The organism is Deltaproteobacteria bacterium, assembly GCA_026712905.1.
GTDB lineage: Bacteria > Desulfobacterota > Binatia > UBA9968 > JAJDTQ01 > JAJDTQ01.
In genome coordinates, this window is sequence record JAPOPM010000163.1 from 13634 (window position 1) to 37447 (window position 23814).

Here is a 23814-nt window from a genome sequence, read left to right on the forward strand (position 1 = left end):
CGCAACCGGCCCGGATGCCATGCTTCGACGCCCCTTCTTCTACGGTTACGTCATCGTCGCCCTCTGCTTCTTCAACCTGGTGCTGGCGGGGGGCTTCATGGCGTCGTTCGGCGTGTTCAACATCGCGCTGCTGGAGGCGTTCCAGTGGTCTCGCGCCACCACCGCGGGCATTGCGTCGGTAAACGGCATCGCGGTCATCGCCCTGGCACCGCTGGTGGGATGGACCTACGACCGGTTGGGGCCGCGCGTCGTCATGCCCCTCGGCGGGCTGCTGATCGGCACCGGGCTCATGCTGGCGGGAGGGAGCACGGCGCTGTGGCAGTTCTACCTCTGGTACGGGCTCCTGGCGGGTCTCGGCCTCATCTGCCTCGACTTCGTCGGCACCACCACCTTGCTGTCCCACTGGTTCCGCCGGAACCGGGCCACCGCCATCGGCTTCGCCGCCGTGGGCCTGGGCGTCGGCATCGTGATCGTGCCGGGCGTGCAGTTCCTCGTCACCCGCTATGGCTGGCGCGCCGCGATGGTGCTGCTGGGGGCCGTCTTGCTGGCGTCTCAGGTGCCGCTGAACGCGTTGCTCCAGCGGCGCCGGCCCGAGGACATCGGGCAGCTCCCGGACGGCGCATGGGTCGAAGCCAACACTCGGGACGCGGTCACTCGGGGGACCCCGCCGGCATCCGGGCCCCCCGCCGCGGTGCAGACCCGCCACGACTGGACGCCGGCCACGGCGGTGTGCTCGTTTCCCTTCTGGTCCATGGCCGTGGGCCATCTGGCGGCCGGCATCGCCGTGTCGCTCATGCATACCCACACCGTGGCCCACATGGTCCACGTGGGCCTCGACAAGCTCGCCGCCGCCACGGTCTTCGGCGTGGCGGGGCTGGTGCGGATTCCCGGAACGCCCTTCTGGGGCTTTGTCTCGGACCGTCTGGGGCGTGATCGTGCCTATGTCATCGCTACCGTCATGGCCCTCGCCGGCATCGGACTGCTCATGTTCCCGGACCCCGAGGCCCCCGCGTGGTGGTTCGTGGGCTTCGCCGTCCTCTACGGCGTCGGTCACAGCGCCGCCAACCCCACCTTCGGCGCCACCCTCACCGATATTTTCTGGGGACGGCACGTCGCCACCATCATCGGCCTCCTGGAGATCTTTTACGGCATCGGGATCGCGATCGGACCCTGGTTCGGCGGACTCGCCTTCGATGTCACGGGCTCGTACCGTTACGCCTGGATGCTGGCGCTGCTGTCGTATACGCTGATGTACGTGAGCATCCAGGTGAGCATGATGTGGAAACGGCGGACCCGCCACGAGACGCGGTGAACCAGCAGGACGGCACACGGGACAACCCCCGGCCGACCCATCCGGCAAACTCCATGCCGCGCCGCCCCTTCTTCTACGGCTACGTCATCGTCGCCATGTGCTTCCTCAACCTGGTGGTGGTGGGCGGCCTCATGGCCGGGTTCAGCGTGTTCAACGTCGCGTTGCTGGAGGCATTCCGGTGGTCGCGCGCCACCACCGCCACCATCGCCTCGGTGAACGGCGTCGTCTACAGCGCCATGGCGCCGGTGGCGGGTTGGGCCTTCGACCGGCTCGGACCGCGTATCGTCATGCCCCTGGGCCTGGGCCTCGTCGGCATCGGGCTCGTGCTGGCGTCCGGCGGTGAATCGCTGTGGCAGTTCTACCTCTGCTACGGCCTGCTGGCGGGGTTCGGCATCGGCTGCATCGACTTCGTCGGCACCACCGCCGTGCTGGCCCACTGGTTCCACAGGCGCCGGGCCACCGCCATCGGCCTCGCAGCCATGGGGCTTGGCGTGGGCATCGTGATCGTGCCCGGCGTGCAGATTCTCATCACCGGCTACGGCTGGCGCGGCGCCATGATGCTGCTGGGGGTGGCCATCCTGGTAGCCCACGTGCCGCTCAACGCGCTGCTGCAGCGGCGCCGGCCGGAGGACATCGGTCAGCTTCCGGACGGCGGCTTCATCGAAGCGCAGGCGCGCGACGCGGCGGCCGCCACGCGGTCGGCACGGGACGCGGGCCATCGGGACTGGACGCTGAAGCAGACGCTGTCCTCCTTGCCCTTCTGGTCCATCGCCGTGGGCCACCTTGCGGTCGGCACGGGAATTTCGCTGGTGTATACGCACGCGGTCGCCCATCTGATCCATGCCGGGCTGGACAAGCTCGCCGCGGCCTCGGCGTTCGGCCTGGTGGGGGTGGCGCGGATTCCCGGTACCGCCATCTGGGGCTTTGCCTCGGACCGCATCGGCCGCGAGCGCGCCCTGGGCCTTGCCACGCTCATGGGCATGGCCGGCGTCGGCCTTCTCATGGTCCTCGGCGCCGATACCCCCGGTTGGTGGTCCGTGGCATTCGCTCTCCTCTACGGGCTGGGCCACAGCGCCAGCAACCCGGTCTACGCCTCCACCATCGCCGACATCTTCTGGGGCCGGAACGTGGCCATGATCGTCGGACTCCTGGAGGTCACCTTCGGCTTGGGGGCGGCCCTCGGCACCTGGTTCGGCGGGTTCGCCTACGACCTGACGGGCTCCTATCGGTACGCGTGGGTCCTTGAGCTGCTGTGCCTGGTGGTCATCTACGCCAGCATCTGCGCCGCGCTGGCCTGGAGGCGGCGGTCTCGGCCCGATCCGGCGTGAGGTCGGAGGAGACCTTCACAGGTTGACACGGCCAAATCCTTTGGCTAATGTTGTCGAACTCCGCTCGTGAGTGCATTACCCCGTTCGACGAGTTCCTTTTGTAGACTTGAGGAAGCGTTTTCTGTCATCGGCAAGCCCCGATGACCCGGGGGGGCCACCATCACGCGGGGAGCGGCGAACATTCGCCGCGAAACAACCGTAAATCACACAAGAGGAGTAGGAAATGGCGAAACCAGCGAAGAAAACGGGGCCCGCGGCCGAGCAGATCCACGATCTGAGGACCGCGCTCGAGTGGCTCAAGGCCGAGGGCGACCTGATCGAGACGGACAAGGAGGTCGATCCCGACCTTGAAATCACCGCCATTCAGAAGAACCTCGACGGCGGCTGTCCGATCCTGTTCAACAACGTCAAGGACAAGCCGCATCACCGAGCGGTGACGAACCTGTTCGGCGACATGGGCGTCATCAACAAGATGTTCGGGTGGGAGACCCACACCGACCGCACACGCAAGCTCGCGGATGCCATCAAGAACCAGATCCCGCCGTTGGAGGTGAGCTCGGAGGAGGCACCGGTCCACGAGGAGATCATCAAGGATCCCAAGGAAGTCAACGAGTACATGCTGCCCATTCGCCACACCGAGTACGAGCCTGAGCTCACGGTGGGCTCGGGCAACCGGCTCATCTCCGGCGAGCACTTCGACGGCGGCACCGACCTCGGCTACAACCGCATGAACTTCCGCTGGGGCAACGTCGCCACCTTCCAGATCTCGCCCGGATCGCACATGTGGCAGGTGGTGTCCAAGTACTACAAGGCCGACAAGCCGGTGCCCATCACCATGTGCTTCGGCGTTCCGCCCTCATGCACGCTGCTGGCCGGGGCCGGCTTCGACTATGTCGTGCTGCCCCAGGGCTGCGACGAGCTGGGCGTGGCCGGTGCCGTGCAGGGCTCGCCGGTCCGGGTGGTGAAGGCCAAGACCGTGGACGCGCTGGCGCTGGCCGACTGCGAGGTGGTGCTGGAGGGTTACGTAAACCCGCGCGACCGGCGCTACGAGACCGAAGAGTCCGAGAAGGCCGACATCCAGGGCCGCTACCACTTCCATCCGGAGTGGGCCGGCTACATGGGCAAGGCCTACAAGGCGCCCACCTTCCACGTGACCGCGGTGACCACGCGCGCACGCGAGGGCAAGCCCATCATCTTCCCGCTGGGCGTGCACACCCTGGACGACCACAACATCGACACCACCGTGCGCGAGGCGTGCATGTACCTCCTGTGCGAGCGCATGCAGCCCGGCATCATCCAGGACGTCAACATCCCCTACTGCATGACCGACTGGGGCGGCGCCATCATTCAGGTGAAGAAGCGCAACCGCATCGAGGAGGGCTGGCAGCGGAACTTCATGTCCGCCATCCTGTCCACCTCCCAGGGCTCCCGCCTGGTGGTCGCGGCCAGCGAGGACACCGACATCTACGACATGGACGACATCATGTGGTGCCTCACCACCCGGGTGAACCCCAGGACCGACATCCTGAACCCGATCCCCGGCGGACGCGGCCAGACCTTCATGCCGGCCGAGCGCATGACCGCCGGCGACCAGCAGTGGACCGCGTCCAACACCGTGTTCGAGGGCGGCATGGGCATCGACGCCACCGTGCCCTTCGGCTATGAGAGCGACTTCCTGCGCCCGGTTTACGCGGTGGATAAGGTGGACCTCAAGAACTTCTTCAGCGACAAGGACATCGCCAACGCGAAGTCCCGGATGCAGGGCTGGGTGCACTCCCTGGCCCGCACCGGCCGGTAACTCGAACCGACCTAAAGGGCGGCCCTGGTGGCCGCCCTTTTTTTGGTGCACTCATCCGTCATTCCCACGGAACAGGCTGTGTCAAAACGCCATCTGAGAGAGGCAATTACGTAACAGAACGTCATTCCCGCGAAAGCGGGAATCCAGGGGCGGTGGTGGGGCGCTACGGCGGCGTTTCCCCACCTCGCCACCCCTGGATTCCCGCTTTCGCGGGAATGACGATTCAGGGGGTTGCTGCCTCTCTCAGATGGCGGTTTGACACAGCCTGTTCCGCAGGAATGACAGATTGCTTTGCTTTTCGACCGGACGACTCCCGCCCACCAACCGCCCTTCGACAACGCTTAGGACAGGCGTAGCGAAGTCGAAGGACGTTATTTCAGAAGACGCCATTCCCGACATGGACCGCTCAACATGACCGACCCCGCGCGACTGGACCGGATGTGCACCCTGCTGACGGAGCGCTACGGCGCCACCGGCACCGAGGCCGCCGCCCGCCTGCGCCGCTGGATCAGCGGCGCAATTCCCTACGCCAAGCCGGAAATGATCGAGCGGCATCTGGACGAACCTCACGCGGCGCTGGTGTTCGACGCCTTCCGGCAGGTGCTTCCCTTCGGCACGGGCGGGCGGCGCGGCCCCATGGGCTACGGCGCCAACCGGATGAACCCGTCGACGGTGGCCATGACCGCGCAGGGGCACGCGAACTACCTGCGGGAGCAGTCGCCCGACGCCGCGCTCAGCGTGGTGGTGGCCAACGACGTGCGCGTCTTCGCCGACAACGCCGAAGTGTACGCGTTCCTGGGTCCGCGGCATCCCCTGCTGGGCGTGTCGTCGCGTTCGCTGGCGAGACTGGCGTGCGAGATCTACGCCGCCAACGGCATCGTCGCATATCTGGCGGAGCCGGAAGACGACCACGCCGTCACCAGCACGCCGGAGCTTTCCTTCTACATCGTGCAACTGGGTGCCGGCGGCGGCATGAACGTCTCGGCGTCCCACAACCCCCCGGACGACAACGGCATCAAGGTCTACGATTCCTACGGCAGCCAGCCCGTCGCCCCCGAGGACCAGCGGCTGGTGGACGCCATGGATCGGGCCACGGCCGTGCGCACCGTGCCGTTCGCGGAGGGGCTGCGTACGGAGATGATCCGCCCCTTGCCCGGGGACCTGCACACCGCCTACGTCGACACCTACGTGGACCTGTACGGCAACCTCTATCCCCCCCGGGCCGACGCGCCGGTGGTCTACACGCCCCTGTGCGGCTGCGGCGTGCACACGGTGAAGCCGGTGCTGGAGCGGCTGGGCTTCCCGGTGCTCATGCCGCCCGACCAGGGACTCGACGGGAGCTTCGCCGCCATCCCCTTCAAGGCACCCAATCCGGAGGTGCCTCATGCCACCGCGCCGGCGCGGGAGTTCGCCGACCGCCACGGCGCCGGCATCGTCCTGTCCAGCGACCCCGACGCCGACCGCATCGGCATGGAGGCGCGCCTGGAGGACGGCTCCTGGTACCACTTCGACGGCAACCAGATCGCCGCCATCCTGTGCCACCATCTCATGCTCGACCCCGAGGGGCCGCGCCGCCGGGGGCTGGTGATGGAGACCCTGGTGACCACGAAGCTGCTGGGGAGGGTCGTGGCCGAGGCCGGCGATTCGTGGCTCATCGACGACCTGCTGGTGGGTTTCAAGTACGTGGCCGACGTGCTCAAGACCCTGGAGCGCACCGGCCGCTACAAGGACATCGCCTGTGCGCCGGGGGACCTGGTCCTCGCCGCCGAGGAGAGCCACGGCGTGGTCATGGCCCCGGGCATCCGCGACAAGGACGCCACCCCGGCGTGCATGGTGCTGGCGGGCCTGTACCAGCGGCTGCTGGACGAGGGTCGCACCATGCTGGACTACTACGTGGCCATGCTGCGGGAGCTGGGCGGCTACGACAACGTCAACCGCAGCATCGCCCTGGCCGGCGCGGAAGGGTCGCGCAAGAAGGACCGCATCATGGCGGCGCTGCGGGAGGCGCCGCCCCGGGAACTCGGCGGACGCCCGGTGCAACGCTTCGTCGACTACTGGGACCCGGAGCGCTTCGGCCCCATCGCCAGCGAAACCGACCGGCTGCCGCGGAACGTCCTCCAGGCCCACACCGACCGCTTCGTCATCACCATGCGCCCGTCCGGCACCGAACCCAAGCTCAAGCTCTACTGCCAGTTGCTGCCGGACGGAGAAACACTGGACGCTGGCGGCACCGACCTGCTGCGGCAGATAAGGGCCAGGGCCGACGCGGTCGTCCGTACCGTGTACAACGAGATGCTCTCGCGCATCGACGTCTCCCTCGACGAAGCCGCGCTGCTGCTGCCCGACATCATCGACCTGGAAGGCAAGCAACGCTTCGGCCGGGAGACCGTGCCGCGCCTGCGCGATGCCATGAAGAGCGGGAAGTTCGCCGGCGTCGACGGGTTGCTGGATTGGCTGCGGCGCGAAGCGGCCGCCATGACCCCGGCGTCAGACCCCCTACCCGCCCTCAAGCCCGCGCTGGCGTACCTGTGCCGCCAGTGGCGCCGCGAGGCCGGCATGACCCTGGTGGAAGAACTCGAGAACTGGGCGGAGCGTGGCTTGTAGTCGCCTGTCGGATCACGCCTTCGGCAAATCCGGCTTGCGTGCCTATCGACTGACGAAAGGTTCCGAACATTCGCCTGACAGGTTGAGAAAGGAGCACCCGATGAAGGACAAGATCAACACCAGCGTGGAAATCGAGCGCGCGCAACGGGAATGGCTGGAAGCCATGACGGAGAAGTACCAGATCGCCGACGCATCCAAGGCGCTGCGCATCGTGCTGGACCACGCGCGCACCGCCACCGACGAAAAGGCTCTCTTCGAGACCGTCCGCTGTCTGGGCTGCGGTTAGGTAGACAGAGGCGGTGCCGGGCTCGGGCTCGCCAGCGCTTCGCGCCGGATCGCCTCGATGGCGTCCACTTCCTTGGGAATCGCGGCCGACAGCACCTCGTGGCCCGCGTCGGTGACCAGGACGTCGTCCTCGATGCGGACCCCGATCCCGCGGTAGTCGTCGCTCACCCCGTCCACGTCTTCGGCGATGTAGAGCCCGGGCTCCACCGTGAGCACCATGCCGGGCTCCAGCGGACGCACGGCGCCGTCGATCCGGTACCGGCCCACGTCGTGCACGTCCAGCCCTAGCCAGTGGCCGGTCCGGTGCATGTAGAACCTGGCGTGCTCGCCCTGCTCGATCAGTTCATCGGCCTTCCCTGACAGCAGCCCGGTATCGAGCAGTCCCTCCACCAGCACTTCCGTGGCGCGCCGGTGGATGTCCTCCATGGACACGCCCGGCCGCACCAGCGCAATGCCCTCCTTCTGCGCCCGCAGCACGGTCTCGTAGATGCGCCGCTGGGGCGGCGAGTAGGCCGGCGCCACCGGGAACGTGCGCGTGACGTCCGAGCAGTAGCCGTCGAACTCCGCGCCCGCGTCGATGAGCACGAGGTCGCCGTCGCGCATGCGGCGGTCGTTCTGCGTGTAGTGGAGGATGGTGGCGTTGGCTCCGGAGGCGACGATGGAGGGATACGCCATGCCCGACCCGCCGGCCGCGCGGAAGTGGTATTCCAGCAAGGCCTCAAGCTCGTACTCGCACGCGCCGTCGCGCGCCGCCCGCATGGCCGCGGCGTGAGCCCGTTCCGACGCCGCCACCGCCTTGCGCATGAGGTCCAGTTCACCGGACGACTTGAAAAGCCGCATTTCGTGCAGGATGGAGGCCGGGTCCACCAGCGACACCACCCCCCGGCCGGTGCGCGCGCGCCCGGACCGGCTGGCGTCGAGAAGCCCCTGGATCAGAGCGTTCATGCGCTCGTCCCGCCCCGGCGCGAAGTACACCCGGTCCGCCCCGGCCAGAAGCCCCGGAAGAACCTCCTTCACCTGATCGATGGTGTAGGCCGCGTCCGCCCCGAACACCTCCTTCGCCCCCTCGGTCCCGTAGCGCTTCCCCGTCCAGGTCTCCTTCTCCCGGTCCCGCGGCTGCACAAAGAGTACGAAGCGTTGCGCCTCGTGCCCCGGCACCAGCACGCAAAGACAGTTGGGCTCCGGAAAGCCGCTCAGATAAAGCAGGTCGTTGTCCTGCCGGTAGCGGTACTCCACGTCGTTGGACCGAGTGGACTGGGGCGCCGCCGGAATGATGGCCACGCCCTCGCCCATGCGCTCCATGAAGGCACCGCGCCGCTCCGCATAGGTGGTTGCGTCCATACCGTCTGCTTACGGCAAGATTCCGCCGGTGACAAGGCGGGGAGGCAAACGGACGCCGAACCGAATCTTTCTTCTCGCTTCACGCGGCCCGATCTGGTACACAATCCGGAACTCAGCCGTCCCCCCTCATCATTCCGGGCATTCGCCCAAAGAGGGCTCGCGGAGCTTCGCAAGCCCGCGCAGGGACACAGGCCAAGGAGGAATGCGCATGGCGGAAACGGTGTACAAGGACTTTCGCCGCGAGGAGATGGAATACCAGTTCAACCCTCGCTTCACGGTTACCGAATACGCGCGGTTGCAGGAGGAGCGGGACAGGGCCAGCGAGGCCGCCCGGGCCCAGTTCAAGCACCACCGCGACGTGCGTTACGGCGACGGCCCGCGAATGACGCTTGACATCTTCCCGGCGGAGCAGCCCGGCGCTCCGGTGCAGGTCTACATCCACGGCGGGTACTGGCGGGGCGGCAACAAGGACCAGTACAGCTTCTTCGCCGATCCGTTCGTCGAGGCCGGGGTGACCCTGGTGCTGCTGGAATACGACCTCTGTCCGCAGGTCACCGTGGCCGACATCATGCGCGAGACCCGAGAAGGGATCGCGTGGGTGTACCGCCACATCGCCGAGTACGGCGGCGACCCGGAGCGGCTCTACCTGTCGGGGTCCTCGGCCGGCGGCCACCTGACGGCCAGGGCCCTCAGCCATCGCTGGGAAGAGGATGGTCTCCCCGAGGACATCATCAAGGCGGCCGTGGCCATCACCGGTGTGTATGACCCCGACCCGGTCTTCTATATCTCGTCCAACGAGGACATCCGCCTGACCCCCGATATCGCCCGGGAGATCAGCGCCATGCTGCATCCGCCCCTGGACCGGACCCCGTTCGTGGTGGCGGTGGGCGGGGCGGAGACCCGCGGGTGGATCGGCATGTCCAGGGACTTCTTCACCCTCTGCCAGGAGCGGGGCCTCGACTGCAGTTTCCTGGAAGTGCCGGGCACACACCACTTCTCCGTTTCGGGACAACTAGGCGAACGGGGCAGCCTCATGTCGCGTACCGTGTTAGGTCAGATGGGTTGTCTCTGATGGAGCAAGCGTCGGTGACCGCCCGCCGCGTGGCGCTCGCGGCCCTGTGGGTTCTTGCACTCAGCGCGTTGTGCCACGCGCAATCCGCGTACATCAGCGGCTATCGCGAGGTCATGCTGCGCTCGGGACCAAGCGTGGAGCACCGTATCCTTGCGGTGCTGCGCACGGGCAACGAGATGGACATCCTCGGCGAGGACGGCGACTACAACCTTGTGTCCCTTCCGGACGGGCGTGAAGGCTACGTGCTCAAGAGCTTTCTCACGAACGAGGCCCCGCCGGAACGGCGCCTCGAAGAGCTGACCGCAGTGGTCGACACCCAGGCGACCGAGCTCCAGCGGCTGCGCAACGAGAACCGGGATCTCGTGGCGCGCAATGACAAGCTCACGGAGGATCACGAGGGCGAGCGGCGCCAGTTGCAACGCCTGCAACAGGAAAGCGCCAACCTGGAACGAGACGAGCGCCTGTGGTGGTTCGGCAGCGGCGCCGGCGTGCTCCTCGTCGGCTGGCTCATGGGGATGACCCGGGTACGGTTGAGGAGGAAGGCGCGCGCCCGGAGCTTTACCTAGTCGCCTCAATACGTCATTCCCGCGGAAGCGGGAATCCAGTTGGGGCAGGGCATGGAGGATACGAGGATGCACCCGGTACAACTTTTCTGCTGGCATTTCATGGCCTACCCGCATCTGCCCGCGGACTTCGATGAGAAGTACGACACGGGCTGGGTGACGGTTCCCAACAGCCTGTGGGATTCGGAGAAGTCCCGCGGCCTTTTCCAGGAATACATCGACCAGCTCGCCTACGCCGACGACCTGGGCTTCGACGGGCTGGTGCTGAACGAGCATCACCAGAACATCTACGGCCTGATGCCCTCGCCCAACCTCATCGCCGCGGCGTTGACGCAGCGCTCCAGCAAGGCCAAGATCTGCGTTCTTGGGAACCTGCTGCCGCTGCACAACAACCCGCTCCGGGTGGCCGAAGAGTACGCCATGCTCGACAACATGAGCAACGGGCGCATTATCGCGGGGTTTGCCCCCGGCGGCGGCCCGGAGAACTACAACTACGACATCCCCTCGGTGACCTCGCGGGAGCGGTTCTGGGAGGCCATGGACCTGGTGGTGCGCGCGTGGACCGATGACGGCCCGTTCAACCACGAGGGCCGCTACTATCCGCTGCGCTACGTCAACCCGTGGCCCAAGCCCACCCAAAAGCCCCACCCTCCCATCTGGGTCCCCGGTTCCCGTAGCGCGTCGACCCTGACGGAGGTGGCCAAGCGCGGCTACTGCTACTTTCTTTCTTCCCGGAGCCACGGCGGCGAGACCTACAAGGCGCGCGAGCAGTTCTCCAAGGTGCTGGAGGATCACGGCGACAGCTACCAGCCATATCGCATGGGCATCCTGATGTCGGCCTACGTGAGCGAGACCGACGCGCAGGCCAAGGAGGAGTGCGAGGAAGGCGTCTGGTACTTCCTGCGCAACTGCCTCAAGGGGCACCTGCGCAAGGAAGGGCGCCAGCTCACCTTCGGCGCCGGCGTGCCCTACATCCCGGCGCCCGCCTGGAAGGAGTTCCTGAAGCACTCCGATCCGAACCGCGCCATGCTGGGGGACGTCAACGACTGGGACGAACTGGACAAGGCCCAGTCCATCGTGGTGGGCAGTCCCGAGACCGTGCACCGCAAGATCCTGGACCTCATCGAGAAGTCGCAGGTGGGGAACCTGCTGATCCAGTTCCATCTCGGCAACATGCCGAGCGAGCTGGCGCTCAAGAGCCAGCGCCTGTTCGCCACCGAGGTGGCGCCGGCCCTGCGGGAGGACTCCGCGCGGGTGTTCGCCAAGGCCTATCCGAGGATGGAAGAGACCCTTGCCGCGGGGACGGTGGCATGAGCGCGCGGGCCATCGAGATCAACGGTCGCAAGGTTTCGGTGCTGGAGGACGGCGCGGGCGAGCCCACTTTTTATCTGCACGGCTTCGCCGACGTGCACGCGGTCACGGAAGGCTGGATGCCGTTCCACGAGAAGCTCATGGAAAGCTGCCGGCTTTACGCCCCGGCCCACCCGGGGTGCGCCGCGTCGGACGAGATCGAGTACCTGGAGTCCGCGGAGGACCTGATATTCCACTACCTGGAGGTCATCGACGCCCTCGGACTCGAGCGGTTCGACTTGGTGGGAACCTGTGTCGGAGGATGGATGGCTGCCGAGTTGGCCGCGAGACACCCCGAGAAGGTCCGCCGGCTGGCGCTCATCGACGCGTCGGGCCTGTTCGTCCCCGGAGCGCCCATCGGCGACATCTTCATGATGTCCCACCCGGTGCGCGGCACCGACTACTCCGAACTCCGCGCCATGCTGTTCGCAAGCGACAGTACACCGGTAGGGCACGCGCTGTTCCCCGACGGCCGGGCCGAGAACATTGAGGACGAGCTGCGGCGTTACCAGATGATACGCTTCACCAACCGGTTCGGCTTCAGCCCGCCCTACTTCTACAACCGCTCGCTGAGAAGCCGGCTGCGCCGCATCTCCGCGCCGACGCTGGTGGTGTGGGGTGAGTCCGACCGCATGGTCCCGCCGGCCCACGGCGAGGCCTACGCGGAGGGCATTTCCGGTTCCAACGGCGTCCAGTTGGTCAAGGGAACCGGCCACAGCCCCCAGGCGGAGGACCCGGAGGCCACGGCGGCGCTGGTGACGGGTTTTCTGGCGGGTTGACGGGAAGCGCCACCCACCCCACCCCTGGATTCCCGCTTCCGGGGGAATGACGATTCGGAACGTTGGTGCCATTTCGTAGCCGAGCCGGGGCGGTCAGCCCTTGCCCGGCTCATACCCCAGCACCGGTCCCAGCCACCGTTCCACTTCTCCTACCATCATGGACTTGCGCGCGGCGTAGGCTTCCACCTGGTCGCGGCCCACGGCGCTGACCGCGAAATAGCGCGCGGCCGGGTTGGCGAGGTAGAGGCCGCAGACCGAGGCGGCGGGCCACATGGCGAAATTCTCGGTGAGCTGGATGCCCGTGGCCTCGGGCGCGTTCAACAGGTTGAACAGGATGGGCTTTTCCGTGTGGTCCGGCGTAGCGGGGTAGCCGGGCGCGGGGCGGATGCCGCGGTAGCGCTCCCGGATCAGGTCCTCGTGGCTCAACTGCTCGTCCTTGCCGTAGCCCCACTCACGCCGCGCCCGGGCGTGCAGGCACTCGGCGAAGGCCTCGGCCAGGCGGTCGGCCAGGGCCTTGGTCATGATGGCGTTGTAGTCGTCGTGCTCGGCCTCGAAGGTCTTGGCCATCTCGTCCGAGCGGTGCCCGGTGGTCACCGCGAACGCGCCGATGTAGTCCTCGCGGCCGGAGTCCCGCGGCGCCACGAAGTCCGCCAGGGCGTACTGGGGGGTGCCCTTGCGCGCCTCCTTCTGCTGGCGCAGGGTGTGCAAGCGGGTCAGCTCGGCGCTCCGGGTCGCGTCGGTGAACAGCACGATGTCGTCGCCGTCGGCGTTGGCGGGATAGAAGCCGTAGACGCCGTGGGCCGTCAGGAGGCCCTCCCCGACGATCCGGTCCAGCAGTTCGCGGGCGTTGGCGAAGAGCTCCCGCGCCGCGGGGCCGCGCACGGGGTCGTCCAGCAACTCGGGGTAGCGGCCGCGGATCTCCCAGGTGTGGAAGAACGGCGACCAGTCGATGTACCGGACGAGGTCGGCCAGCGGGAACTCCCGCAGCGCCCGGCTGCCGGTGAACTCGGGGACATCCGGCTCGCAGTCCTCCCAGTCGATCCGGCAACGCCGCTCCAGCGCATCCGCATAGCTCAGAAGCCGCGTGCCCACCCGGGTCTCGTACTCTTCCCGCATGCGTTCCTGGTCGGCGCGGTTGGCGGCGTCCAGGGCCGCGCGGGCATCGGGGTCCAACAGGTCCTGCACCACGGGTACGGCGCGGGACGCGTCCAGCACGTGCACGGTCTCACGGCCGTAGGCGGGGGCGATCTTCACGGCGGTGTGGCGCTTGCTCGTGGTGGCGCCGCCGATGAGCAGCGGCAGCTCGAGGCCGCGCCGCTCCATCTCGCCGGCCACGTGCACCATCTCGTCCAGGGACGGCGTGATGAGGCCGCTAAAGCCGATGGCGTCGGCGTTCTCCGCCGTTGCGGTATCGATGATCCGGTCCGCCGGCACCATGACGCCCAGGTCGATGACTTCGTAGTTGTTGCAGCGCAGCACCACGCCGACGATGTTCTTGCCGATGTCGTGGACATCGCCCTTGACGGTGGCGAACACGAGCTTGGCGCGCTTCATGCCGCCGCCCGCCGCCGCGCTCTCGGCCTCCATCAGCGGGGTCAGGCGCGCCACGGCACGCTTCATCACCCGCGCGCTCTTCACCACCTGGGGCAGGAACATCTTGCCCGACCCGAACAGGTCGCCGACCACGCTCATGCCGTCCATGAGCGGCCCCTCGATGATGTGCAGCGGGCGCTCGTACTGCTCCAGGGCTTCGTCCACGTCCTCGTCGATGTAGTCCGCGATCCCCCTTACCAGCGCGTGGGAGAGCCGGCTCTCCACCGGTTCCTCGCGCCAGGCCTGCTCCTCCACGGCCACCGGGCCCGCGTCCTTCATCTGTTCGGCGAAGTCCACCAGCCGCTCCGTGGCGTCCGGCCGCCGGTTGAAGAGCACGTCTTCCACCAGCTCCCGCAGGTCCGCCGGTATGTCCTCGTACACCGCGAGCTGGCCGGCGTTGACGATGCCCATGTCCATGCCCGCCTGGATGGCGTGGTAGAGGAACGCCGCGTGCATGGCCTCGCGCACCCGGTCGTTGCCGCGGAAGGAAAACGAGATGTTGCTCACTCCGCCGGAGATGTGACAGCGCGGGAACAGCGCCTTGAGCCGCCGCGCCGCCTCGATGAAGTTCATGGCGTACTCGGCGTGCTCCTCGATGCCCGTGGCCACGGAGAGGATGTTGGTGTCGAAGATGATGTCGGCCTCGTCGAAACCGACCTCCTCGGTGAGGATGCGATGTGCGCGCCCGCACACCGTCACCCGCTCTTCCACCGTCGTCGCCTGCTTCTCCTCGTCGAAAGCCATGACGATGACCGCGGCGCCGTAACGTTTCACCAGGCGCGCTTGATGCCGGAAGGCGTCCTCCCCTTCCTTGAGCGAGATGGAGTTCACCACGCCCTTGCCCTGGACGCACTTGAGCCCGGCCTCGATGACCGAGAAGTTGGAGCTGTCGAGCATCACCGGCACGCGCACGATCTCCGGCTCCGCGGCCACGTGGTTCAGGAACGCGGTCATGGCCTCGGGTGAGTCGAGCATGCCCTCGTCCATGTTGACGTCGATGATGTTGGCGCCGCCCTCCACCTGCTCGCGCGCGATGACCACCGCCTCTTCGTACTGTTCCTCGCGGATCAGCCGGGCGAACTTCCGCGAGCCGGCGACGTTGGTGCGCTCGCCCACCATGATGAAGTTCGTGTCCGGCCGGATTACCAGCCGTTCCAGCCCGCTGAGATGGGTGAAGCCGTCGGACTCGGGAGCCGTTCTCGGACGCAGACCCTCGACCGCTTCCCGGAGCGCCGCGATGTGCTCCGGGGTGGTGCCGCAGCACCCGCCCACGAGGTTGAGCCAACCCTCCCGCGCCCACTCGGTCAGCGCCCCGGCCAACTCGTCCGGCCCCATGTCGTAGCCGCCGAACTCGTTGGGCAGGCCCGCGTTGGGATAGGCGAACACCGGCAGGTGCGACAGTCGCGACAGCTCCTCCACGAAGGGGCTCATCTGATGCGGTCCGAAGGCGCAGTTGATCCCCACCGCGGCCAGATCCGCGTGGCCGATGGAGGTCAAGAACGCGTCCAGGGTCTGGCCGGAGAGGGTGCGCCCGCTCAGGTCGGTGATGGTCACGGAGGCCAGCACCGGCAGCGACAGTTCGCGCTCCTCCATGAGCCGCGTGATGGCGAACAGGCAGGCCTTGAGGTTCAGGGTATCGAAGGTCGTCTCCGGCAGCAGCAGGTCGACTCCTCCATCCACGAGGCCACGAACCTGATCGTAGTAGGCCGCCGCCAGATCGTCGAAGGTGACCGCGCGGAAACCCGGGTCGTTGACGTCCGGCGACATGGAGGCCGTCCGGTTGGTGGGCCCCAGCGACCCAGCCACCAGGCGAGAGCCGCCGTCCCGGGCGTTGAACCGGTCCACCGCCTGCCGCGCCGCGGCCCCGGCGGCCGCATTGATCTCGTAGGCCAGGTCTTCGATGCCGTAGTCGAGCAGCGAGATGGCGTTGGCGTTGAACGTGTTGGTCTCGACGATGTCGGCACCCGCCTCCAGGTATTCTTCGTGGATCTTCTCGATGGCCTGGGGCTGGGTCAGACACAGGATGTCGTTGCAGCCCTTGAGCGGTTTCGGGTGCTCGCCGAAGCGCGCGCCGCGGAATTCCGCCTCCCCGAGGGCGAGCGCCTGGATGCGCGTGCCCATGGCCCCGTCGAACAATAGTATCCGGTCCGTCAGAAGTTCTTGCAGCACCCGTGCCGACATGCCCTCGCCTGCTCCTTTCCTCGGTGTGCTGCGTCACGAACAGGCTTGTGAATCTGCTCTCGCATATTCATGAGCCTGTTCGTGACGCGGTACACCAGTGTCCTGCGTCACAAATAGCTTGATGAAACCGCGGGTCCTTTTCGCCGTCGGCTGCGTTGCTCTTCCTCGCGTGGTGCCCGCCACTGCTCGTCATCGCGCCTTGCCGACGACAAAAATGCCCTCGCGGTTTCATCAAGCTATTTGTGACGCAGGACACTAGCGCGGCCGCCCCGCCTCCGGCGTGACGTAGGCCGCGGTGATGCCGCCGTCGACGACGAACTCCGTGCCCGTGACGAACGACGATTCGTCGCTGGCCAGATACAGTGCCGCCCGGGCGATCTCTCGGGCCTCGCCGAAACGCCCCATGGGGATGTGCACCAGGCGCCGCCGTTGCTTGCGCGTGGTGTCGAGAACCTTCATGAGCAACTCCGTGCGTAGCGGACCCGGGCACAACGCGTTCACACGGATGTTCTCGCGCGCGTGGAGCACCGCCAACTCACGGGTCATGGCCACCACGCCCCCCTTGCTGGCGGTGTAGGCAAGCTGCGGCGTGGCCGCCCCCATGAGGGCCACGAACGACGCCGTATTGATGACCGACCCGCCGCCCGCCCGGCGCAACGCCGGAATCCCGTGCTTGCAGCCCAGGAACACCCCCTTGAGATTCACCGCCAGCGTCCGGTCCCACACCTCCTCCGACGTCGCCACCGCGTCCGCGTCCTCGGCCAGCATGATGCCGGCGTTGTTGAAGAGGACGTGGAGCGCGCCGAACTCGGCTTCCGCCGCGGCCACCATGCGCGCGCAATCGCCGTCCCGGGAAACGTCCGCGTGGCAGTAAGCCGCCTCGCCGCCGGCCCGCTTGATCCGCCCCGCCAGACGCTTGCCGCTCCGGTCGTCGACGTCCGCGATGACCACCCGCGCACCCTCCTGGGCGAACAGCAGAGCCGTCTCCCGGCCGATGCCGCTGGCGCCGCCGGTGATGAGGGCGACCTTGTCCTTCAAACGCATGGGGTCAATCGAACGACGGCTTGCGCCGAGGTGCTCTTGCGCACGAGACACCCATTCGGCGGCCTCCGCTCAGCGTGTTCCCGCGGCCTCCACCAAGGCGTCGAACAGACGCTGCTGGATGGGGTCCTCCGCCGCCGTCAACTCCGGGTGCCACTGCACCGCCACCAGCCAGGGGTGCGCGGGCATCTCCAGCCCCTCGATGGTACCGTCCGGAGCGTGCGCCACCACCTCGAATCCCGGCGCCACCCTGCGCATGGCCTGGTGGTGCCACGACATGCACGAAAAATCAGTGGCTCCGAGGATACCGGCCAGCCGGGATGCCGGGTCCACCCGGATCGGGTGGGGCGTGGGCTCGCGCGGCGGCACCCGGTGGTTCACCGTCTCTCCCACCTCGTCGGGCAGGTGCTCGATCAGGGTCCCGCCCTTGGCGACGTTCAGGATCTGGCTGCCGCGGCAGATGGCCAGGGTGGGGACCTCCAGATCGAATACGCGCCGGGCGAGGTCGATCTCGGAACGGTCCCGTTCCGGTTCCACCATGTAGATGGTCTCGTGCTGGCTGCCGCCGTAGAGGTCGGGGTCGAGGTCGCCGCCGCCGCTGAGCACCACCGCCTTGAGCAGCGGCAGGACCGCGTCCAGGCGCTCTTCCCCGGGCGGCAGCAGCAACGGGATGCCGCCGGCCCGGCGCACCGCGTCCACGTACTCCGCGGGCAGGATGAACCGGTTGTGCGGGCCGCGCCCGTAGGTGGTGATGCCGATGAACGGCGTGTCGGTGGCGCGCATTTCAGATCCGCTCGAAATAGCGTTTCCTTTCCCAGTCGGTGACGGCGTCGCGGTACTTCCGTTCCTCGGTGTGAAAGAAATGCGCGTAGTGCTCCACCACCTCCGCGCCGAAGCTTTCGCGCGCGAACTCGCTCTCCGCGAAGAGGTCCGTTGCCTCCCCCAGGGACCCCGGTACCTGGAGCACGTCGCCGGCGGCGTACAGGTTGCCGTCGAAGGCCGGCGGCGGCTCGGTCCGGTGCCGGATGCCGTCCACGCCGGCGGCCAGCGCGGCGGCATAGGCGAGATAGGGGTTGCAGTCCGCGCCGGGCACGCGGCACTCGATCCGGGCACCCTTGCCCTGCCCCAGCACCCGGAAACCGGCGGTGCGGTTGTCGTGGCTCCAGCCGACGCCGGTGGGCGCCCAGGACTCCGCGCGGTAGCGTTTGTACGAGTTGACCGTGGGCGCGTAGAACACCATGGTCTCGGGCAGATGCGCCAGCCAGCCGCCGAGGAACCATCGGAACACGTCGGAGAAACCGCTCGCGCCGGTCCCGGCGAAGGCGTTGCCGCCGTCGCGCCACAGGCTCAAATGCACGTGACAGCTCGAGCCCGCCAACTCGGTCGCGAACTTGGCCATGAAGGTGACGCTGAGCCCCATCTGCTCGGCTATTTCCTTGAGGCACTCCTTGTAGACGCAGTGGCGGTCGGCCATGGTGAGCACGTCGGCGTAGCGCACGTTCAACTCGTGCTGGCCCGGTCCCCACTCGCCCTTGGAGCTTTCCACCGGAACGCCGGAGTCCCGCAGATGGCGCCGGGCGGCGCCGTGGAAGCCCTCCTCCCGGAAGGCCTGGAGCACATGGTAGTCCTCGATGTAGCCACCCGCCGGAGCAAGGTCCAGGTAATGCTTTTCCGCCGCCTGCCGGTAGGAGTTCTCGAAGAGATAGTACTCCAGCTCCGACCCCGCCATGGCCTCGTACCCCAGGGCGCCGGCGCGCTGCAGTTGGCCGCGCAGCACCGACCGGGGCGCTTCAGGCACCAGCTCGTGGGAGACGTTCTCCTTGACGTCGCACAGCACGAGCGCGGTCCGGTCCTGCCAGCTCAGACGCCGCAGCGTCGTCAGATCCGGCACCAGATGGACGTCGCCGTAACCGCGCTTCCAGTTGGCCAGCCGGTACCCCTGCACCGGCTCCATCTCCATGTCCACGGTCAGGAGGTAGTCGCACACGTGAGTGCCGCCCGCGGCCGCGGTGTCGAGAAAGAACTCCGCGTCCAGGCGCTTGCCCAACAAACGGCCATACAGGTCGGTGAAGGCGACCACGACCGTATCCAGCTCGCCGGCGGTCACCGACGCCCGGAGCTGGTCGACGGTGAGCATGCCGGTGACCTCGGCGGCGCCGTTTTCGATCTTTCGTTCCTCTTTTGCCATGATGGATTCCGCGCCAACCCGCCTCGGGGTTTCCTAGTGTCCTAACCCAGGATGCCGGAAATATCCACTCGCCGGAGCGCCGGCGCGCCCGCGGGCGGTCCTAGGGTGCCCATAAACCCGACGCGGTTCAATAGCTTATTGGCAATCGGCGATTCGCAAACGGGTTGATCTCGAACCGGTTCAGGTTGCATTGCCCCACCTGATGTGGCATGGACAACGACTGTTGGTTGCAGTAGCTCTCAAGTCCGTAAACCTAACCTACAAGGAGGTTACCATGAAGCGTTTTCTCGTATTCGCGCTCGGCTTGGCACTCTGCGGCGCCTTGGCCGCGACGGCCAAGGATGCATCCGCTCAGAACTACCTCGTGGTCGGCGGCGGTTCCACGACCGGCGTCTACTACCAGGTGGCCCTCAACATCTGCAAGATCGTCAACGACAAACTGGGGAGCAAGGGCTACAACTGTATCGGCCGGCCGGCCTTGGGATCGGTCTTCAACATCAATGCCATCAAGCGGGGACTGCTGAACTACGGCGTGGCCCAGTCCGACCGCGTCTGGCAGGCCACCAACGGCAAGAAGGACTGGAACGGCAAGCCCCAGACGGGACTGCGCACGGTCTTCAGCGTCCATCCCGAGGTGATCATGCTCGTCACCCGCAAGGACACCGGGATCAAGTCCATCGCCGACCTCAAGGGCAAGCGCGTAAACATCGGGAACCCCGGCTCGGGACAGCGGGGCAACGCGGAGGATGTGTTGCGCCTCTCGGGCATCGACAAGGACAAGGACATCAAGGCCGAAGGTCTGCAACAGAACGAGGCCAACCGCGCGCTGGTGGACAAGAAGATCGATGCGTTCTTCTACACCATCGGCGTTCCCTGGGGCGGCGGTCTGGAGATCGCCAACAGCACCGCCATCGACGTCGTTCCGGTGAACACGGCGCCGATCCAGAAGCTGGTGAAGGACAACCCCTACTACGTCATGACCAAGATACCCGGCGGGACCTACAAGGGCGTAGACAAGGACGTTGAGACCTATGCCGTGAAGGCGACCTTCGTCACCGGTGAGCAGGAACCAGCCGACTCGGTCTACCAGGTGGTCAAGACGATCTTCGAAAACCTCGACACGCTCCGCAACTCGTATGCCAACTTCAAGAACCTGCAACCAAAGGACATGCTGAAGGGCCTCTCGGCTCCGATGCATCCGGGAGCGGTGAAGTACTACAAGGAGAAGGGCTGGCTGTAAACAACCGGCCTTCTTTTCCGAAATGACGCGCGGCTCGGGGCACGGGCGGAATCGCCCGGCCCCGGGCCGATTCACTTGACGAAAGAACCAACGGCAACAGGCCAGCCAGGCGGCCCCGTGAATTCAACCGATCGCGACGACACAGCCGACGAGACCGTCGACCTCGAAGCGTTGGCCGAGTTGGGCGAGGGCGAAGGTAAGACCCGCTCCCCCGGCGGTCCCGTCGGGGGGTTCCTCTGGGTGCTTGCGCTCTGCTGGTCGCTGTTCCAGCTCTACATCGCCTACCGGCCCATCAACTCCATCATCGCCCGCAGTATTCACCTGACCTTCGCCGTGCTGCTGGTCTACATGGCCTTTCCGGCCATACGGCGGACCGCGACGCTGGAGCGCGTTCACGCGCTGATGCAGCAGTTGTTTCCAGGACGGCGCAAGCGGGACCCCGTCAAGGTCCCTTGGTACGACTTCATCATCGCGGCCCTGGCCGGCTGCGGCACCGTCTACCTGGCCTGGGACTACGTGGGGATCATCCAGCGTTCCGGCCTGCCGCTGGCGCGGGACGTCTACATCGGCGCGGCGTTCATCATCCTGCTGCTGGAGTCCGCGCGGCGGTCCCTGGGGCTGGCGCTGCCGGCGCTCGGCACGGTCTTCCTGTTCTACTGCTTCATCGGCCCGTACATGCCCAGGTTTCTCGCCCACCCCGGCATCCCCCTCGACTTCGTCGTCGACCACATGTACCTGTCGGACAGCGGCATCTGGGGTGTGCCGCTGGGTGTATCCACCGATTTCGTTTTTCTGTTCGTGCTGTTCGGGGCGCTGCTGGACCGGGCGGGAGCGGCGGAGTACTTCGTGCAGGTGGCCTTCGCCATGGTGGGCCGTTTCCGCGGCGGACCGGCCAAGGCCGCCGTGTTGGCGTCGGGCCTGACCGGCATGGTGTCGGGATCATCCATTGCCAACGTGGCCACCACGGGGACTTTCACCATCCCGCTCATGAAGCGGGTGGGGCTGCCGGCCTACAAGGCCGGCGCGGTGGAAGTCGGCGCCAGCACCAACGGACAGCTCCTGCCGCCGGTCATGGGGGCGGCGGCCTTCATCATGGCGGAGTTCCTCGGGCTGCCTTACATCGACATCGTCACCGCGGCGGCGATTCCCGCGGTTCTGTCCTACATCGCCCTGCTCTACGTCGTCCACCTCGAAGCCCTCAAGCTTGACCTGACCGCGATACCGGACGAAGAGTTGCCCCGATTCTGGCCGACGTTCCTAAGGGGTGCGCACTTCCTGATCCCAATTCTGGCGCTGATCTACACGCTGGTCATCCTCAGGTTCTCCGCGGTTTCCGCGGCCTTCAACGCGATCCTGCTCACCCTGGCCATCATGGTCATCCAGCGGGTGGTGCAGAGTTGCGCCGCGGTTCTCCGACCGTCACCCGACAACCTGGCGACCGGCTCCCTCGGACAGGCCGTGTTTCAGGGTCTGGTCCTCAGCGTCCGCGAGATTTTGCAGGGCTGCGTGTCCGGCGCCCGCAACATGGCGCCCATTGCGGTGGCCACCGCGGCCGCCGGAATCATCGTCGGCACCGTGACCCTGACGGGCCTCAGCAGCCGGTTCATCGAGGCCATCGAGATCATCTCCCTGGGCAACGTGGTGCTCATGCTGATCCTGACCGCGGCCACGAGCCTGATCCTGGGCATGGGCCTCCCCACTACCGCCAACTACATCGTCATGGCCACGCTGACGGCGCCGGTGATCGTCACGCTGGGCGGGCAGGCGGGTCTGGTGATCCCGGTGCTGGCGGCCCATCTGTTCGTCTTCTACTTCGGGATTCTGGCCGACGACACGCCGCCGGTGGGCCTGGCGGCCTTCGCGGCCTCGGCCATTGCCGGCTCGGACCCCATCAAGACGGGGATCCAGGGGTTTACGTACGACCTGCGCACCGCGATCCTGCCCTTCGTCTTCATCTTCAACCTGGAGTTGCTGCTGATCGCCGGCGTAACCGCCGACGGCACGATCATCTGGCTCACCGACATGTTCAGCGTCGTCTGGGTGATCGTGAACGGCCTAGTGGCCATGATGGCCTTCGCCGCCGCCATGCAGGGGTTCTTCGCCGACCGTTGCGGCTGGCCCGAGCGGGCTCTCCTGTTCGTAATCTGCGCCGGCGCCTTCCGGCCGGATCTCCTGGCGGGCGACACCGACTCCCTGCGCATGACCGTCCAGTTCGGCGCCTGGGTGCTGTTTGCCGGGCTGTATCTGGTGCAGAGGAGGAGGCGGGGGTCGCGGTTGGCGGCGGCGTAGCGGGTGGAGTATCTGCTATTGACTTGGGTGATTTGAAACCGCAACTGACAACGAGGAGGTTTTCAGACATGGCGGATACCATACCCTATCTCGTCGACGAGAATGATCCCGGGCTCGAATCCGGAATGGTGGAATACGGAAGCTGCACCGGCTACCTGTCGCGGCCCAAGGGCGGCGCCAGCCTGGGCTCCGTCGTCGTCATTCACGAGAACGTCGGCCTGGTCGACCACATCAAGGACGTGGCGCGCCACTTCGCCAAGGAGGGCTTCGCCGCCCTGGCTCCGGACATGCTTCAACGCACCGGCGGCACCGCCCAGTACCAGAGCTCGCAAGACGCCATCGCCGCCATCCGGAGCCTGGACCCGGCGGGCTGCGTTGAAGACCTGACCAGCGCCGTCGAGTACCTCAAGAGCCAGGGCTTCGCCAACGGCAAAGTCGGGGTCGTGGGCTACTGCTGGGGCGGCGGCCAGTCCCTCAACTTCGCCACCAAGTGCAACCAACTCGACGCCGCCGTGGTGTACTACGGCCGCAACCCCGATCCGCTGGAGCAGGTGGCCGACATCTCCTGCCCGCTCATGGGCAACTACGCCGAGGACGACCCCAACATCATGCCCGGCATCGACCCCCTGAAAGAAGCGTTGGCCAAGGCGGGCAAGAGCATCGACCTCAAGATCTACGGCGACGGCGCCAAGCACGCCTTCAACAACAACACCAACGCCGACCGCTGGCACCCGGACGCCGCCGGGGACGCGTGGCAGCGCACGGCGGATTTCTTCAAAGCCAATCTTTCGGGCTGACCGACCGCTCAACGGACGGGACTTGGCAATGGCCTGGACTACTTGCCAAGTCC

At 66.9% G+C, this 23814-nt stretch carries 17 protein-coding genes; 12 read left to right on the forward strand and 5 right to left on the reverse strand.

What is annotated here, in order from left to right:
• The first annotated feature begins 19 nt into the window (after positions 1–19).
• The 5 genes from OXF11_13245 (at position 20) to OXF11_13265 (ending at position 7328) form a co-directional block, all read left to right on the forward strand.
• Entirely contained in the window at positions 20–1312 is a 1293-nt protein-coding gene (locus OXF11_13245; GenBank protein MCY4488061.1) for an MFS transporter, read from the forward strand.
• On the forward strand, positions 1279–2640 hold the full coding sequence (locus tag OXF11_13250) for an MFS transporter (protein ID MCY4488062.1): 1362 nt from the start codon (positions 1279–1281) through the stop codon (positions 2638–2640). Before OXF11_13245 ends, OXF11_13250 begins: the two co-directional genes overlap by 34 nt.
• A 223-nt stretch (positions 2641–2863) precedes the next feature.
• Positions 2864–4438 (forward strand): UbiD family decarboxylase, encoded by a 1575-nt coding sequence (locus OXF11_13255; protein MCY4488063.1) that lies wholly within the window; start codon positions 2864–2866, stop codon positions 4436–4438.
• Positions 4439–4849: 411 nt separating this feature from the next.
• Complete coding sequence (locus tag OXF11_13260; protein MCY4488064.1) at positions 4850–7042, forward strand: phospho-sugar mutase; 2193 nt, start codon at positions 4850–4852, stop codon at positions 7040–7042.
• A 100-nt stretch (positions 7043–7142) separates the two neighbouring features.
• Complete coding sequence (locus OXF11_13265) at positions 7143–7328, forward strand: hypothetical protein (protein MCY4488065.1); 186 nt, start codon at positions 7143–7145, stop codon at positions 7326–7328.
• Here OXF11_13265 and OXF11_13270 read toward each other — a convergent pair.
• Complete coding sequence (locus OXF11_13270; GenBank protein MCY4488066.1) at positions 7325–8668, reverse strand: aminopeptidase P N-terminal domain-containing protein; 1344 nt, start codon at positions 8666–8668, stop codon at positions 7325–7327. The genes OXF11_13265 and OXF11_13270 overlap by 4 nt on opposite strands.
• 208 nt (positions 8669–8876) lie before the next feature.
• On the opposite strand from OXF11_13270, the gene OXF11_13275 reads away from it, so the two are divergent.
• The 4 genes from OXF11_13275 (at position 8877) to OXF11_13290 (ending at position 12432) form a co-directional block, all read left to right on the forward strand.
• Positions 8877–9740 (forward strand): alpha/beta hydrolase, encoded by an 864-nt coding sequence (locus tag OXF11_13275; protein ID MCY4488067.1) that lies wholly within the window; start codon positions 8877–8879, stop codon positions 9738–9740.
• Positions 9740–10306 carry a TIGR04211 family SH3 domain-containing protein gene (locus OXF11_13280; protein MCY4488068.1) on the forward strand — a complete coding sequence of 189 codons (567 nt, stop codon included), beginning with the start codon at positions 9740–9742 and terminating at the stop codon, positions 10304–10306. The genes OXF11_13275 and OXF11_13280 overlap by 1 nt, the downstream gene beginning before the upstream one ends.
• Positions 10307–10372: 66 nt before the next feature.
• A complete protein-coding gene (locus OXF11_13285; protein MCY4488069.1) occupies positions 10373–11617 on the forward strand; it encodes an LLM class flavin-dependent oxidoreductase in 1245 nt (414 codons plus the stop codon).
• Positions 11614–12432 (forward strand): alpha/beta hydrolase, encoded by an 819-nt coding sequence (locus OXF11_13290; GenBank protein MCY4488070.1) that lies wholly within the window; start codon positions 11614–11616, stop codon positions 12430–12432. The genes OXF11_13285 and OXF11_13290 overlap by 4 nt, the downstream gene beginning before the upstream one ends.
• Positions 12433–12525: 93 nt before the next feature.
• Here the strand turns inward: OXF11_13290 and metH are convergent, their stop codons facing one another.
• The 4 genes from metH to OXF11_13310 form a co-directional block, all read right to left on the reverse strand.
• Positions 12526–16206, reverse strand: coding sequence for a methionine synthase (gene metH, locus OXF11_13295; GenBank protein ID MCY4488071.1), 3681 nt, complete (start codon positions 16204–16206; stop codon positions 12526–12528).
• 255 nt (positions 16207–16461) lie between these two features.
• On the reverse strand, positions 16462–17250 hold the full coding sequence (locus OXF11_13300; protein MCY4488072.1) for a glucose 1-dehydrogenase: 789 nt from the start codon (positions 17248–17250) through the stop codon (positions 16462–16464).
• Between the two features lie 69 nt (positions 17251–17319).
• Entirely contained in the window at positions 17320–18030 is a 711-nt protein-coding gene (locus OXF11_13305) for a gamma-glutamyl-gamma-aminobutyrate hydrolase family protein (protein ID MCY4488073.1), read from the reverse strand.
• A 1-nt stretch (position 18031) separates the two neighbouring features.
• Positions 18032–19435 (reverse strand): glutamine synthetase family protein, encoded by a 1404-nt coding sequence (locus OXF11_13310; GenBank protein ID MCY4488074.1) that lies wholly within the window; start codon positions 19433–19435, stop codon positions 18032–18034.
• Positions 19436–19709: 274 nt separating this feature from the next.
• Here OXF11_13310 and OXF11_13315 point away from each other — a divergent pair, with 274 nt between their 5' ends.
• From OXF11_13315 to OXF11_13325, 3 genes are all read left to right on the forward strand, one after another.
• Positions 19710–20675, forward strand: coding sequence for a TAXI family TRAP transporter solute-binding subunit (locus tag OXF11_13315; GenBank protein MCY4488075.1), 966 nt, complete (start codon positions 19710–19712; stop codon positions 20673–20675).
• Between the two features lie 117 nt (positions 20676–20792).
• Positions 20793–22964, forward strand: coding sequence for a TRAP transporter permease (locus tag OXF11_13320; protein ID MCY4488076.1), 2172 nt, complete (start codon positions 20793–20795; stop codon positions 22962–22964).
• Positions 22965–23032: 68 nt separating this feature from the next.
• On the forward strand, positions 23033–23761 hold the full coding sequence (locus OXF11_13325; GenBank protein ID MCY4488077.1) for a dienelactone hydrolase family protein: 729 nt from the start codon (positions 23033–23035) through the stop codon (positions 23759–23761).
• Positions 23762–23814: the final 53 nt, after the last annotated feature.